Annotated in this window: 9 protein-coding genes; 3 read left to right on the forward strand and 6 right to left on the reverse strand. The window is 61.6% G+C overall.

The window, feature by feature from the left end:
- The first annotated feature begins 370 nt into the window (after positions 1-370).
- On the forward strand, positions 371-1,513 hold the full coding sequence (locus tag QWI20_RS21980) for a MalY/PatB family protein (protein WP_369307206.1): 1,143 nt from the start codon (positions 371-373) through the stop codon (positions 1,511-1,513).
- Positions 1,514-1,636: 123 nt separating this feature from the next.
- Here QWI20_RS21980 and QWI20_RS21985 read toward each other — a convergent pair whose 3' ends face one another.
- The 3 genes from QWI20_RS21985 to QWI20_RS21995 all read right to left on the reverse strand — a co-directional run bounded on the left by QWI20_RS21985 (position 1,637) and on the right by QWI20_RS21995 (position 5,587).
- Complete coding sequence (locus tag QWI20_RS21985) at positions 1,637-2,821, reverse strand: DUF1624 domain-containing protein (RefSeq protein WP_369307207.1); 1,185 nt, start codon at positions 2,819-2,821, stop codon at positions 1,637-1,639.
- Positions 2,822-3,013: 192 nt separating this feature from the next.
- A complete protein-coding gene (ggt, locus tag QWI20_RS21990; protein ID WP_369307208.1) occupies positions 3,014-4,741 on the reverse strand; it encodes a gamma-glutamyltransferase in 1,728 nt (575 codons plus the stop codon).
- Between the two features lie 162 nt (positions 4,742-4,903).
- Positions 4,904-5,587 (reverse strand): TIGR04211 family SH3 domain-containing protein, encoded by a 684-nt coding sequence (locus QWI20_RS21995; RefSeq protein ID WP_369307209.1) that lies wholly within the window; start codon positions 5,585-5,587, stop codon positions 4,904-4,906.
- Here QWI20_RS21995 and QWI20_RS22000 point away from each other — a divergent pair.
- Positions 5,586-5,807: a hypothetical protein gene (locus QWI20_RS22000; RefSeq protein ID WP_369307210.1), complete on the forward strand. Its 222-nt coding sequence runs from the start codon at positions 5,586-5,588 to the stop codon at positions 5,805-5,807. The two genes, QWI20_RS21995 and QWI20_RS22000, sit on opposite strands and share 2 nt — an antisense overlap.
- Before the next feature lie 162 nt (positions 5,808-5,969).
- On the opposite strand, the gene glgB is transcribed toward QWI20_RS22000, so the two are convergent.
- Genes glgB through QWI20_RS22015 form a run of 3 tightly spaced genes read right to left on the reverse strand, consistent with a single transcriptional unit; the run spans position 5,970 to position 13,595 of the window.
- Entirely contained in the window at positions 5,970-8,219 is a 2,250-nt protein-coding gene (gene glgB / locus QWI20_RS22005) for a 1,4-alpha-glucan branching protein GlgB (protein ID WP_369307211.1), read from the reverse strand.
- A 2-nt stretch (positions 8,220-8,221) separates the two neighbouring features.
- Complete coding sequence (gene treS, locus QWI20_RS22010) at positions 8,222-11,542, reverse strand: maltose alpha-D-glucosyltransferase (RefSeq protein WP_369307212.1); 3,321 nt, start codon at positions 11,540-11,542, stop codon at positions 8,222-8,224.
- A 16-nt stretch (positions 11,543-11,558) separates the two neighbouring features.
- Positions 11,559-13,595, reverse strand: coding sequence for an alpha-1,4-glucan--maltose-1-phosphate maltosyltransferase (locus QWI20_RS22015; protein WP_369307213.1), 2,037 nt, complete (start codon positions 13,593-13,595; stop codon positions 11,559-11,561).
- A 338-nt stretch (positions 13,596-13,933) separates the two neighbouring features.
- Here QWI20_RS22015 and QWI20_RS22020 point away from each other — a divergent pair, with 338 nt between their 5' ends.
- Positions 13,934-14,110 carry a hypothetical protein gene (locus tag QWI20_RS22020; RefSeq protein WP_369307214.1) on the forward strand — a complete coding sequence of 59 codons (177 nt, stop codon included), beginning with the start codon at positions 13,934-13,936 and terminating at the stop codon, positions 14,108-14,110.
- Positions 14,111-14,388 lie beyond the last annotated feature (278 nt).

Genomic DNA, 14,388 nt, shown 5'->3' on the forward strand with positions numbered 1-14,388 from the left:
GAAACGGCTGACTCAACTGTTCTTCACCTTCAAAGGCTAAAACGTCGAGCGCGACAGGCAGGCGATGAATGACAAGCTTATGGCGACTGTGATCGAAGAAAGGCGGCAATAAGGTGAGCATGAATGAGCGTCCGTGTCGGAAGAAACGCCCCTGACCGGTCGGCAGAAAACCGGGTCAACTCGTCCATGAGAGAGGGCTGAAGCGGGCGAAGATGCGACATTTCAAAGTGTGACTCCAGAGGGGGAGACACGAAGGAGACGGTTCCAGCGGCATTTACGGACTAATCCTACAAACCGCAAATCGACAGCAAACCCAGGCCGCCATTCTCTGGCACAATCCCCTCTTTTTTCGAGCAGGACAGGCCAGAACATGGATCTGAATAACGTTTTTCAGCGCTTGAACACCGGCAGCAAAAAGTGGAGCCAGTACCCCGAAGACGTGCTGCCGATGTGGGTGGCGGACATGGATTTCCCGGTAGCCGCGCCCATTGTGCAGGCGCTGAGGAACCGTCTGGAGCATCCGCTGCTGGGCTACTCCGTGCCCCAACAGGCGCTGCGTGAAACACTGGTCAAGCATCTCGCCGCCCGTTACGGCTGGCAGATCGAGGCGCAGGATCTGGTGTTTCTGCCCGGGGTCGAGCCTGGCGTGAACATGGCACTCCACGCGCTGGTTTCGCCGTCCAGCGCGGTGCTGGTGCAGACGCCCAACTACTCACCGCTGCTGCACGCGCCGGCCAACTGGAAACTGCCGCGCATCGATCTGCCCTTCCATGCTGACGCCCAGGGTGAATACCCCACCGACCTGGCGGCGCTGGAACGCGCGCTGCCCGACCACGGCGCGCTGCTGCTGAGCAATCCCCACAACCCGCTGGGCAAGGTTTTCGAACGCGACGAATTGCTGGCCATCGGCGAAGCCTGCGTGCGACGGGATGCACTGATCATTTCCGATGAGATCCACGCCGACCTGTTGTTCGACGGCCGTCAGCACACGCCGATCGCTTCCCTGAGCCCGGAGATCGCGGCGCGCAGCGTGACGCTGATGTCGGCGAGCAAGGCCTGGAACATTGCCGGTCTGAAAACAGCGTTCGCCGTGGTGCAGAACCCCGAGCTGCGCCAGCGTTTCAATGCCGGGCGGCTGGGGTTGGTGGACAGCGTCAACGCCCTGGGCCTGGAGGCGACCGAAGTGGCCTATCGCGAAGGCGGCCCGTGGCTGGAACAGGTCATGGCGTACCTGCAGGACAACCGCGATTATCTGGCCGCGGCCATCAAAACCCGCTTCCCCGGTATGACGATGAACCTGCCCCAGAGCACCTATCTGGCGTGGCTGGATTGCTCGGGCCTGGGGCTGGAAAGCCCGCAGCAGTTCTTCCTCGAACACGCCAAAGTCGCGCTCAGCGACGGGTTGGAATTCGGCGACGACTGTGGCCAGTTCGTGCGTCTGAACTTCGGCTGCCCACGGCCAATGCTGGAAGAAGGCCTGGCGCGCATGGAACGCAGCCTGCGCGACATCTGACACCTTCCCGGCTAAAGCCGGTCCCACTAAATGCACGCGGTTCCAGTAGGACTGGCTTCAGCCGGGAAGAGGCCCGCGTCTGCACCGTGATTTATGCAGCAAGCCACCCAGAAATGGCCGTGCTCAGAAGTACTTGAGCCAGGCGATGTCCCGGCGTCGCGCCTTGAGCGCCGCGAACCCGCTCACCGCCGGCAACAGCACGACAGTGAGCACCGCGGCGCAACCCCACAGGCCCAGCACCGACGTAAACCCGAAGTATTGGCCTTGGGAGGTGCCCCAGATCGCCACCGCCCCGACATACAGCAGCTTCAGCACATACAAGTGCAGCAGATAGAAAAACATCGGCGCCGCGCCAAACGCCAGCAGCGGTCGCAGCCATGCCCGCCCCTGTTGTCGCTCAAGCCAGGCCAGCACCAGCACGCCGACGCCCAGGGTCAGGCTGATGAACAGCAACGACGGCGGGTATTTGGTGACGTTGAGGACGCTCATCAGCGTGTGGGCCGTGGTGTCACCCTCCACCCACGGCTTTTCGCCATAACCATTGATGCCGCGCAGGGCGAGAAATAGCGCCAATGCGCCAAACCCCCAGGCGATCAGGTTGATCTCGCGCTTCTGTGCATTCGCGTCGCGGCCAAACCACGGCCCCGCGGCGTAACCCACGGCGATCACGCCGATCCACGGCAGCAGTGGGTACGAGGTGCGCAAGCGCAAACTGTCGCCGACGTCGATCCAGCCGCGGTCATGCAGAATCGCCCACGGAATATGCATCGCCGAACCCACGGCAAAATGCACGTCGTCCAGCAGGTTATGCCCGGCGATGATCGCCAGCCCCAGCGCCGCCAGCACACCGCGCGGCAATACCACCATCGCCGACAGCGCAATCATGCTCAGCCCAATGGCCCAGATGACCTGCAGGTAAATCACCGTCGGTGGAAACTGGAACGTCCAGGCGAAATTCACCAACGTCAGTTCCAGCGCGATCAACACCAGCCCGCGCTTGAACAGAAAGCCCGCCACCGCGCCCTTGCCCGCATGCCGTTCACCGTACAGCCAGGCGGAAAGCCCGGTCAGGAACACGAACAGCGGTGCGCAGAAATGAGCGAGGGTGCGGCTGATGAACAGATCGACGCTGGTGTGAGCGACATCCATCGGGTCGCTGACCTGGTGGTGCAGAAAGAACGTCTCGCGCACGTGGTCGAGCAACATGAAGATGATGATCAGCCCACGCAGCGCGTCGATCGATTGCAGGCGGCCGGGGTGGCCGATGGACGTGGCGGGGGATTGCAGAGGGACAGACAGGGTTTGCATACGCAGTGGACTCTCGAAGCGCGATAACCGACAGGCCCATGCAAGGCCTGAAAAAGCGAGTTATAACATAACACTTCAAGGCATCCTGCGCGCAATCAAAATCACGCGCAGGGTGTGGCCCGAAACCACCACAGCGCCTCGTCACCGGCCATGAGCACCCTGCCCCGTCCGGTGACTCGGCTGTCGCGCAGATCAATAACCGAGCGACAACCCCGTGCTGCGACGCGGATCGTTGGCGCCGTAGAAACGGTTGTTACCCACTGGCTTCCCACCGAGCGAAGGCGCGCCCACGAGAATGGCGGCCAAGTGGTTGGCGTCCTGAGGACCTGCAAACTTATGGCCCCAGCTTTCCAGGATCTTCTGGGTGTCAGGGCTCACGGCGAAGGCTTCCAGGTTGGTGGTTTCCGGCATCCACTGCTGGTGGAAACGTGGCGCATCGACCGCCTCCTGGATGTTCATGCCGTAGTCAATGACGTTGAGCATGGTCAGCAAGGTGGCGGTGATGATACGGCTGCCGCCCGGCGTGCCAACCACCATCACGGTCTTGCCGTCCTTGGTGACGATGGTCGGGCTCATGGACGACAACGGCGATTTGCCCGGTGCGATGGCGTTGGCTTCGCCCTGAATCAGGCCGTACATGTTCGGCACGCCGACCTTGGAGGTGAAGTCGTCCATCTCGTCGTTGAGGATCACGCCGGTGCTGCTCGCCATCACCCCAGCGCCGAACCAGTCGTTGAGGGTGTAGGTGACGGACACCGCGTTGCCCCATTTGTCGACGATGGAATAGTGCGTGGTGTTGTTGCCTTCGTGGGGCGCGACGCCGGGTTTAATGTTCTGGGAGATGCCGGCTTTCTGCGGTTCGATGGCGGCGCGCAGCTTGGCGGCGTAGTCGCGGTCGAGCAGATGGCTGATCGGGTTTTTGACGAAATCCGGATCGCCCAGGTAGCTGTTGCGGTCGACGTAGGCGTGACGCATGGCTTCGATCTGGTAATGCAGGCCCTGGGCGGAGTGATAACCCAATTCCTGCATCGGGTAGCCTTCGAGGATGTTCATGATCTCGCAGATGACCACGCCGCCGGAGCTCGGTGGTGGCGCCGAGACCACGTGGTAGCCGCGGTAATCACACTCGATCGGCGCCAGTTCCCGGGTCGCGTATTTGTCCAGATCCGCCTGGGTGATGATGCCCTTCCCCGCCTGGCTGGAATCGACGATGGCCTTGGCCACCCAGCCCTTGTAGAAACCGTCGCTGCCTTTGGCGGAGATTTCCTTGAGGGTCTTGGCGAGGTCTTTCTGCACCAGGGTGTCGCCGACTTGCAGCGGCTGTCCCTTGTTCAGAAAGATCGTGCCGAGGTCTTTGGCGTCGGCCTTGAACTCGTCGGTGGCAGTGCCGAGCAGGTCAACGTCTCCCTGCTCCAGGGCGAAGCCGTTTTCAGCGAGCTTGATCGCCGGCGCAATGACTTCGGCGCGTTTTTTGGTGCCATATTTGCTGAGCGCCATTTCCATCCCGGACACCGTGCCGGGCACGCCGACGGCCAGGTGCCCCTTGGAACTCAGGTCCGGCACGACGTTGCCGTCCTTGTCCAGGTACATGTTGGCGGTGGCCGCCAGCGGCGCTTTTTCGCGGAAGTCGAGGAAGGTCTTGCGCCCGTCCGCCAGCTGGATGGTCATGAAACCGCCCCCGCCCAGGTTGCCGGCGGCGGGATAGACCACCGCCAGCGCGTAGCCCACGGCGACGGCCGCATCGACTGCGTTGCCGCCCGACTTGAGCACGTCAACGCCCACGTGGGTGGCCAGGTGCTGCGCGGTGACGACCATGCCGTTTTCAGCAGCTGCCGGGGCCACGGAAGCGGCGTTGGCGCAGGACAGACCAAGGATGAGCGCCGTCGCAATGAGGGATTGGGCGAAGGGTTCGAACTTCATGGGCGGGATTCTCTTTTTCTTGTGATGGGAAATAGCCGGGAGCAGAGGACGCCCCGCACTAAAATAGCGCATGCGGGGAAAGTTGCCAGTAAGTGTTAAAAATCCGGCATGGAGAATGCCGGGTTCAGTGCGCATGTGTGCGGACGGCAGTGCCGAGCAGGCTCAAAACCACCGATCGTTGCGCTTGCGGCCCTTGGTCAGGGACGGGAGGATCAGGCCCAGCAACAGCCCGGCGCCGGCGATGCTGCCGCCGTAAACCATGTAACGCATCAGCACCTGATTGTTCTCGTCACCGAGTTTCGCCTGGGTCGTGCGCAAATCCGACTGGGCGCTGGCCAGCTGCGCGTTCAGGTCCTTGGTGCGGGCCTCGAGCTCGTCGACCAGTTTCTTGCGCGACTCTAGAGTTTCCTGCATGCCCTGAACCTTGGTCTTCCAGTCGTCGTCGATGGTCTTCAGTTGCGCGCTGAGGTCAGCGGCTTTCTGCGTCAGTTGCGGCAAGCGCTCGGCCTGCCCCGGCACTTCCTGCAGGTCAGCGGTGGGAATCCAGACGTTATCGCCGGCGCTGCCGCGCACCTGGCTGTAATCGCCCTGGGTGTTGATCAGCTCGACCTTCTGACCGGATTTCAGCGTGCCGACGATGCGATAGCCGTCGGTGGGGCCACTGCGCACGTAAGTGCTGAGGGTGTCGCTGACCCAGCGGTCTTTGCTCTGCGTTTCGGCGTGGACCAACGGGCTGGCAACGGCAATGGACAACAGCGAGGTCAGCAGGCCGGCGTTGAGCAAACGGCGTCGAACGCCCGGCACAGGGGTAAAGCGAAGGGAGACATCGGAGCGAGAAATAGGCATGGATAATCTTCGACAAATTGAAAAGAAGGCCGGTGGGCGGGCCGCATGCAAGGGAATCACGCCTGGTCGGGCAGCGACGAACAACGCGCTGCAACGGCTGGAAAAGGCATCTGGCGCGGGCGAAATTCAGCCAGACGTCGAAGGCCGTGGCCCCAGCGTACTGCGCGCGCAGTGGTCAACAGACCATTCAAAAGATGTCAGGTTCAGTGGCGAGGGATGACATTCGTCCGGGAAAGGTCCCACAACGTTTGTTGGAAGGGCTGAAACGACTGTGGGAGCGAGCCCGCTGGCGAATGCTTCATCAGACGATCAGGTCGACTGATGGAAAGCTATTCGCGAGCAAGCTCGCCCCCACAGGTTCACAACAGTGTGGCGGAGGAAATCAACCCTCCTGCTGCAGCTGCTCCACGGTCGGCTTGAGGATCACCACACCCAGCGGCGGCAGATTCAAGGGCAGCGAGAACGCCTGGCCATGGCTCTTGATGTCGTCGGTGCGCACGCCGCCGCCGTTGCCGAAGTTGGAACCGGCATAGACCCCCGCGTCGCTGTTGAACAGCTCGGTCCACTTGCCGCTGAACGGCACGCCGACACGATAGCCCTCGCGCGGCACCGGTGTCAGGTTGGCTACCACCAGCAGCGGCTCGCCCTCCTTGCTCCAGCGCAGATAGGCATAAACGCTGTTGCCGGCGTCGTCACCGATCACCCACTGGAAACCCTGTGGCTGACAGTCCTGCTCGTACAGCGCCTTCTCCGTGCGATACAGCCGATTGAGGTCACTGACCAGCGTGTGGACACCTTTGTGCTCGGCGTACTGCAGGAAATGCCAGTCCAACTCGGTGTCGTGGTTCCACTCGCGCCACTGGGCAAACTCGCAGCCCATGAACAGCAGCTTCTTACCCGGGTGGGTCCACATGAACGACAGGTACGCGCGCAGGTTGGCAAATTTCTGCCAGCGGTCGCCGGGCATTTTGTCGATCAAGGAATGCTTGCCGTGCACCACTTCATCGTGGGAAATCGGCAGCACAAACCGCTCGGACCAGGCATAGACCAGGCCAAAACTCAGTTGAGAATGGTGATGCTGGCGATGGATCGGGTCCTGCTCGATGTACTTCAGCGTGTCGTGCATCCAGCCCATGTTCCACTTGTACGAGAAACCCAGACCGCCCTGTTGGGTGGGCTGCGAAACGCCCGGCCAGGACGTCGATTCCTCGGCAATGACCAACGCGCCCGGCGCCTCGATGGCGACCACGTCGTTCAAGTGGCGCAGGAAGTCGATGGCTTCCAGGTTTTCGCGGCCGCCGTAACGGTTCGGGACCCATTCGCCGGCATTGCGGGAATAGTCGCGATACAGCATTGACGCCACCGCATCCACGCGCAACGCATCGACGTGGAAGTTCTTCAGCCAATGGATACCGGAGGCAATCATGAAACCGTGGACTTCGGTGCGACCCAGGTTGTAGATCAGGGTATTCCAGTCCTGATGGAAACCTTCATGGGGGTTGGCGTATTCGTACAGCGCTGTCCCGTCGAATTGGGCCAGACCGTGTGCATCGGTCGGAAAGTGCGCCGGCACCCAATCAAGAATTACGCCGATGTCGTTAAGGTGGCAGGCATCAACGAAGGCAGCGAAGTCTTCCGGTTTGCCGTAGCGCGCACTCGGTGCAAACTGCGACAACACCTGATAACCCCATGAGCCGCCGAACGGGTGTTCCATGATCGGCATCAATTCGATGTGGGTGAAACCCAGGTCCTTGATGTAAGGAATCAGGTTTTCAGCCAGCTCGCGCCAGTCGTACGGGCGATCCGGCTCGTCATCACCGCCGTGGTGCCACTGCCACGAACCGGCGTGCAGCTCGTAGATCGACAGCGGCTGATGAATGTCGTGCTTTTCACCCCGGGACTGCATCCAGTCGTGGTCCTGCCACTCGAACGTCAGCGGCGCAGCGACTTTTGACGCTGTTGCCGGCGGCAGCTGGGTGGCCAGGGCCATCGGGTCAGCTTTCAGCGGCAGAACACCGTGCTGGCCGAGGATCTCGTACTTGTACGCTTCACCCGGGCCGATGCGCGGAATGAAAATTTCCCACACGCCGGTCGGATGACGTAGGCGCATCGGATGACGACGACCGTCCCAGCTATTGAAGTCGCCGACCACCGAGACACGGCGGGCATTCGGTGCCCATACCGAGAAACGTACGCCGTCGACGCCATCGACATTCTTGACCTGTGCGCCCAGAGCGCTGCTCAAGTCGCGGTGGTTGCCCTCGGCGAACAGGTACAAGTCCATCTCGCCCAACTGCTCGCCGAAGCTATAAGGGTCTTCGGTGATTTGCTCGCCGGTGGCCCACGAGATTTTCAGCAGATAGGGTTCGCGAACCGCAAAGTGGCCGGCAAAGAAGCCCGGCTTGTCGGTCATGCTCAGCTCGCCGAGGTCACGTTCGCCGTCGCGCGAGAGCACGCGAACGGCCAGGGCATTGGGCAGATAGGCACGGATCACCTGGCCTTCAGCACCATCGCTGTGGGGGCCAAGCATCGAGAACGGGTCGCGATGCTCCGCACGGATCAACGCGTCCAGGTCGACGGCGCTGGGCAATATTGCGTGGTTGCCGTTACCGAATTGGTCAGACGCACTCATTTTCATTCTCCATCAGACAGGTCGAGAAGCCCGCGTAAACCTTGAAGCGGAACCGACAACCATGTCGGCCGATTCTCGGCCTCGTAGGCCACTTCATAAGCGGCTTTTTCCAGCGTGAACAGCGCCAGCGCGGCCGCTTCACCCTTGGCATCTTTCCAGTCGTGACCCACTTCGACGGTGGCCTTGCGATAGGCGTCGAGGAACGCCTCGCGCGCCTGCCTCAAATACGTCTCGGCCACTTGCTGGCGGGCGGTTTCGGCCTGCACCGACGTGTCGGCACTTTGCGCGTTGCGCACCGCCATCGCCGCAGCGTAGTCGAACGAGCGGAGTACGCCGCTGACATCTTTGAACGGGCTGTATTTGGCCCGACGTTCCTGCAGCGGACGCGCCGGCTCGCCTTCGAAGTCGATCAGGTAGGCATCGCCCTTCACCACCAGCATTTGGCCGAGGTGCAGGTCGCCATGCACGCGCATTCTCAGGCCGCCAACGGACTGCTTGGCCAGGGTCTTCACTTGGGCCAGCAGCGCTTTGCGTTTGCCCAGCAGCTCAGTGATGAGCTGCTGATCCTGGGCCTCCAGGGAGTCGCGGTGCTGTTCAAGCAGCTGCAAGGCGCGCTCGATCTGCGCCGACACGCTCTTCGCCGAGGCCTCGCTGTCCTTGACGCTGGTGACTTCGGTCTTGAAGTCCGGGTTATCCGTTGGCGCGCCGAGAATCACGTGCATCTCGCCCAGACGCTGCCCCAGCAGGCCGGCGAAGTCTTTCAGCTCGATCAGCGCGTTGGCTTGCTGCTCCAGCGCCGACTGACCGTGGGCCATGTGATCGCGCACGGCGCGTTCGAGGTTGTTCTGCGTCCATTCCCATGCATCGCCCTGATTGCTCAGGTAACCCTGGGCGATCATCAGCAGGTTCTTCTCGCCCTGCCCGTCGACGCGCACGACTGCGCCCAACAGCGGCGAGATGTGCGGGTAGCCGGCTTCGGTGAGGTATGCGCCCATTTCCAGCTCAGGGTGAGTACCGGCCGCGACACGACGAATCATTTTCAGGACCAGCTTCCTGCCGACCACCACCGAGCTGTTGGACTGTTCGGCCGAGAGGTAACGCACCTCGGCGTCTTCGTTCAGCCCCAGCGGCGCCAGTTGCGACGTGCTCTGGAACTGCAGCTCACCGTCCGGCGTCGCCAGCACGGTGTTGTCCTGCATGCCTTTGATGACGTTGCGAATGAACGGCTCAAGGGTGAACGCATCGGTGATCAAGCCGACCTGACGGCCACGACGCACACGGGACAAGGCCAACTGCTGCGGCAACGCGCTGCTGATGTCGTCTTCCGGCAACAGGCCGAACGGCAATTGGTAGCGGACCTTTTCGCCGCCAGAGGTGACTTCGATTTCGCTCAGCAACGCCGGGCGCACTGTGGAGCCGAAGCGCACGGCGTAGGCGATGTGAATGCTGTCAATGGCCGTGCCCTTGCCGGCGAACCAGCGGCGTTTCGGCAGATAGACCGACAGCGACTGCTGCTCCATGGTCTGGCGCAGGGGTTCTTCGAGCAATTCTTCCAGGCGCTGCTTGAGCACCAGGGTCGGGAAGTCCGGCATGCTCTGGGCCGGTTCAACGTGCCAGCTGGGCATTTGATTCTCCGCGGCCAGCAAGAACCAGTAGAAGCCGTACGGCGGCAACGTCAGCAGGTAATTGAGCTGGCCAATAGGTGGAAAGGCGCTGCCACCGAGCATCTCGACCGGAACGGTCCCGGCGTAGGGCGCCAGTTCAAGCTCGGCGGCCTGGGAAGCGGCCGAGACGTTGGCGACGCAGAGGATGATTTCGGTCTTGCCGTCCGGCCCGGTGTATTCACGGGTGTAGGCCAAAATGCGACGGTTGCTCGGCGAGAGCATTTTCAGGGTGCCGCGGCCAAAAGCCTTCTGCTGCCTGCGCACAGCGAGCATGCGCCGGGTCCAGTTGAGCAGCGAATGCGGGTCGTGATCCTGGGCTTCGACGTTGACCGACTGGTAACCGTACAGCGGGTCCATGATCGGCGGCAGCACCAAGCTCGCCGGGTTGGCGCGGGAAAAGCCGCCGTTGCGGTCGATCGACCATTGCATCGGCGTGCGCACACCGTCGCGGTCGCCGAGGTAAATGTTGTCGCCCATGCCGATTTCGTCGCCGTAGTACAGGGTCGGCGTGCCGGGCATGGACAGCAACATGCTGTTGAGCAGTTCAACGCGGCGGCGGTCACGTTCCAGCAGTGGCGCCAGGCGACGACGGATGCCCAGGTTGATCCGCGCGCGACGGTCCGAGGCGTAGTAATTCCACAGGTAATCACGCTCGCGGTCGGTGACCATTTCCAGCGTCAGTTCATCGTGGTTGCGCAAGAAGATCGCCCACTGACAGTTCTCCGGGATTTCCGGCGTCTGGCGCAGGATGTCGGTGATCGGGAAACGGTCCTCCTGGGCCACCGCCATGTACATGCGCGGCATTAGCGGAAAGTGGAACGCCATGTGGCATTCGTCGCCGTCCTTGCCCTTGCGGTCACCGAAATACAGCTGGGTGTCTTCCGGCCACTGGTTGGCTTCGGCCAGCAGCATGCGGTCGGGGTAGTTGGCGTCGATTTCGGCACGGATCTGCTTGAGGACCTGGTGGGTCTCCGGCAGGTTTTCGTTGTTGGTGCCGTCACGCTCGATCAGGTACGGAATCGCGTCCAGACGCAGGCCGTCGATGCCCATGTCCAGCCAGTAGCGCATGACCTCGATCACCGCTTTCATGACCTGCGGATTGTCGAAGTTCAGGTCCGGCTGGTGAGAATAGAAACGGTGCCAGAAGTACTGCTCGGCCACCGGGTCCCAGGTCCAGTTGGACTTCTCGGTGTCGAGAAAGATAATCCGGGTGCCGTCGTACTTCTGCGGATCGTCGGACCAGACGTAGAAATCCCGCGCCTTGGAGCCCTTCTTCGCATGCCGGGCACGCTGAAACCACGCGTGTTGATCCGAGGTGTGGTTGATGACCAGCTCGGTGATCACCCGCAGGCCGCGGTCGTGCGCCTCGGCGATAAACTTCTTCGCGTCGGCCATGGTGCCGTAGTCGCTGTGTACGCCACGGTACTCGGAGATGTCATAGCCATCGTCGCGGCGTGGCGACGGGTAGAACGGCAGCAGCCAGATGGTGTTGACGCCCAGTTGGGCAATGTAGTCGAGCTTGGCGATCAGGCCGGGGAAGTCACCGATGCCGTCGTCATTGGAATCGAAAAACGACTTCACGTGGACCTGGTAAATCACCGCATCCTTATACCAGAGCGGGTCTTCAATAAAGGCAGCGTTGCGGGGTTTCTTTGCCATGACCACATCCTTTTAATTATTGGTTTGTGGCTTTGATGCGCCATATACCGAACGGCTGGTACGAAGGGTCCAGACGCATGAACTGGTACTTGCCATACCAGGTCCAGGAATGCCCGGTCATCAAGTCTTCGCCCAGGGTGGCGGCATCGTCCGGCAGGCCCATTTCCCACAGCGGCAGCTCGAACGTCGCTTCCTGCGCGTTGCGCGGGTCAAGGTTGACCGCGACCAGAATGAAGTTGCTGCCATCCGCCGTGCGCTTGCCGAAGTACAGGATGTTGTCGTTGTACGCGGTGTAGATCTTCAGGCCCAGGTGGGTCTGCAGCGCCGGGTTCTGGCGACGGATGCGGTTGAGCTGGGCGATCTCGGCAATGATATTGCCAGGCGCGGTGAAGTCGCGCGGACGGATCTCGTACTTCTCCGAGTCCAGGTATTCCTCTTTGCCCGGGACCGGCGCCGATTCGCACCGCTCGAAGCCCGAATACATGCCCCATAGACCCGACCCCATGGTCGCCAGCGCGGCGCGGATCAGGAAGCCCGGACGACCTGAATCATGCAGGAACGGCGGGTTGATGTCCGGCGTGTTGACGAAGAAATTCGGGCGGTAGCACTCGCGCCATGGCGACTCGTTGAGCTGAGTGAAGTACTCGCTGAGTTCGGCCTTGGTGTTGCGCCAGGTGAAGTAGGTGTAGCTCTGGGAATAACCGACCTTGCCCAGACGCGCCATCATCGCCGGCTTGGTGAACGCCTCGGCGAGGAACATGACTTCAGGGTGCTGGCTGCGCACGTCGGCAATCATCCACTGCCAGAACGGCAGCGGCTTGGTGTGCGGGTTGTCGACGCGAAAGATCTTCACGCCCTCCTTCACCCAGCCGAGGATCACGTCACGCAGCTCGGTCCACAGGCCCGGAATCGCGTCCGGCGCATAGAAATCAACGTTGACGATGTCCTGGTATTTCTTCGGCGGGTTTTCCGCGTAACGGATCGTGCCGTCGGGACGCCACGAGAACCAGCCCGGGTGTTCTTTGAGCCACAGGTGGTCCTGGGAGCACTGGATAGCGAAATCCAGGGCGATTTCCAGACCGTGCTCGGCTGCAGCGGCGACCAGCTCGCGGAAGTCTTCGCGGGTACCCAGTTGCGGGTGAATAGCGTCGTGGCCTCCATCCTCGCTGCCGATGGCGTACGGGCTGCCCACATCATCCGGCCCTGCGGTGAGGGAGTTGTTCGGGCCTTTGCGGTGAGCGCGACCGATCGGGTGGATCGGCGGGAAATACAGCACGTCGAAGCCCATGTCGCGAATCATCGGCAGGCGCGTATGAACGTCCTTGAAGGTGCCGTGACGCTTTTTGTCGTCGGTGATCGAACGTGGAAACAGCTCGTACCAGCTGGCGAACTGGGCCAGCTCACGTTCGACGTCCAGGGGGAATTCCAGACTGCGGCTGAGGAACGCGTGATTGTCGGCCTTGGCCATGACGCTGGCCGCGTCGCTGCTCAGTAGCAGCGCCACCTTGGCCTCGTTTTCGGTGGTCTCACCGAAGCGCGTGATCAGGGTGTCGAGTTGCCCACGCACTTCCAGCTTGCTGCGCTCGGCGGCGTGCACCAGGTGCAGGCGCCCTTCTTCCAGCTCCAGATCAATGGTCACGCCGGCGGCGTATTTCTTTTCCAGCTCGTAGCGGTAGCTGCCGAACTGATCGATCCAGGCTTCAAGGCGATAGACATAGCGGGTAAAGGTCGGCGGGGTGAATTCGCCGATCCAGCTGTCATTGCCCAGCTCGCGCATAGGCACCGATTGCCATTCTTCATCGTCGATGGCCCGGTAGACGATACGGACGGCCATCTTGTCGTGGCCGTCGGCGTAGATTTTGCTGGTGACCGTGACCGGCTGACCAACAACGGCCTTGGCCGCCAACTGACCGTTATCGATCACCGGCTGGGTGTCCTCGATCACGATCCGCGGCAGCTGCAAGGCTTGGGTCAGGGGGATAGGGTGGATAGAGTGGAGAACATCGTTGGCCAGGGAATCCGGGCCGTACGGCTGATCAGCAGTATCATTCATCGAGCATCACTCCTCACGCCCAGGGACGCCCACCGTGGGGCGCCCATTGCATCAGCGTCTTTGTCCATAACATAAGAGAGAGCCACGGGATCAACGCATCCGGACGTGGCAGCATAGGTTCCGAACGCCAGCCTCGGGCAAAAGTTCAAACAGCTTGCGTGACGTTTGATCAAGTTACTGCATGGATAATGGCAGGCCGGGGCTCCGGCGTAACGGGGTATCCAGGCGGATTGAGTGAATCATTGTCAGGGCGCTGCGGTCGATATAGGTGCGTGATGGCGGGTGTGCTGCAACGTCACCTGACACGCCCTCTCGACGAACCCAAGGAAGCGAAGACCATGAGCATTCCCGTTCCCGCAGAAACGCCCGATCCGAATATAGACGATCCCGAATTGCCGGTGCCCAAGCCCGAGGAGCCCCCTTCCCCGCTCATGCCTCCGGTGATCGAACCGCCGGTGGGTGACCCGCCAAACGGTGAGCCTCCGGCCATTCTGGATGACACGTTTCCTGAGTGATTCAATGCCCTTCCCGGCTGACGCAAGGCGTTGTAGGACCGGCTTTAGCCGGGAAGCTGTTAGAGGGCTAGCCGCGATGTTGAGGGCGCACCCACTGGCCTCTTCCCGGCTAAAGCCGGTCCCACTCAGGCTGTGTGAAAACCCCGAACGCCGATGCACTGCTCAAAAAATGTACTAAAAAATGCGTTTCTACGCGAAATCTGAGTCTGCAAACCACGCGAGCATTTGCAAAATTCACGTGAGAGCGCGCAGTTCATTTTTGGTGGAGGGTTTTCACA

The organism is Pseudomonas sp. W2-17 (assembly GCF_041060445.1).
In the GTDB taxonomy this organism is placed as follows: Bacteria; Pseudomonadota; Gammaproteobacteria; order Pseudomonadales; family Pseudomonadaceae; genus Aquipseudomonas.

Excerpts from the sequence above, each read along its gene's own strand:
- QWI20_RS21980 (WP_369307206.1), top strand. The coding sequence starts at position 371 with ATGGATCTGAATAACGTTTTTCAGCGCTTGAACACCGGCAGCAAAAAG.
- QWI20_RS21985 (WP_369307207.1), bottom strand. The coding sequence starts at position 2,821 with ATGCAAACCCTGTCTGTCCCTCTGCAATCCCCCGCCACGTCCATCGGC.
- ggt (WP_369307208.1), bottom strand. The coding sequence starts at position 4,741 with ATGAAGTTCGAACCCTTCGCCCAATCCCTCATTGCGACGGCGCTCATC.
- QWI20_RS22000 (WP_369307210.1), top strand. The coding sequence starts at position 5,586 with ATGGATAATCTTCGACAAATTGAAAAGAAGGCCGGTGGGCGGGCCGCA.
- QWI20_RS21995 (WP_369307209.1), bottom strand. The coding sequence starts at position 5,587 with ATGCCTATTTCTCGCTCCGATGTCTCCCTTCGCTTTACCCCTGTGCCG.
- glgB (WP_369307211.1), bottom strand. The coding sequence starts at position 8,219 with ATGAGTGCGTCTGACCAATTCGGTAACGGCAACCACGCAATATTGCCC.
- treS (WP_369307212.1), bottom strand. The coding sequence starts at position 11,542 with ATGGCAAAGAAACCCCGCAACGCTGCCTTTATTGAAGACCCGCTCTGG.
- QWI20_RS22015 (WP_369307213.1), bottom strand. The coding sequence starts at position 13,595 with ATGAATGATACTGCTGATCAGCCGTACGGCCCGGATTCCCTGGCCAAC.
- QWI20_RS22020 (WP_369307214.1), top strand. The coding sequence starts at position 13,934 with ATGAGCATTCCCGTTCCCGCAGAAACGCCCGATCCGAATATAGACGAT.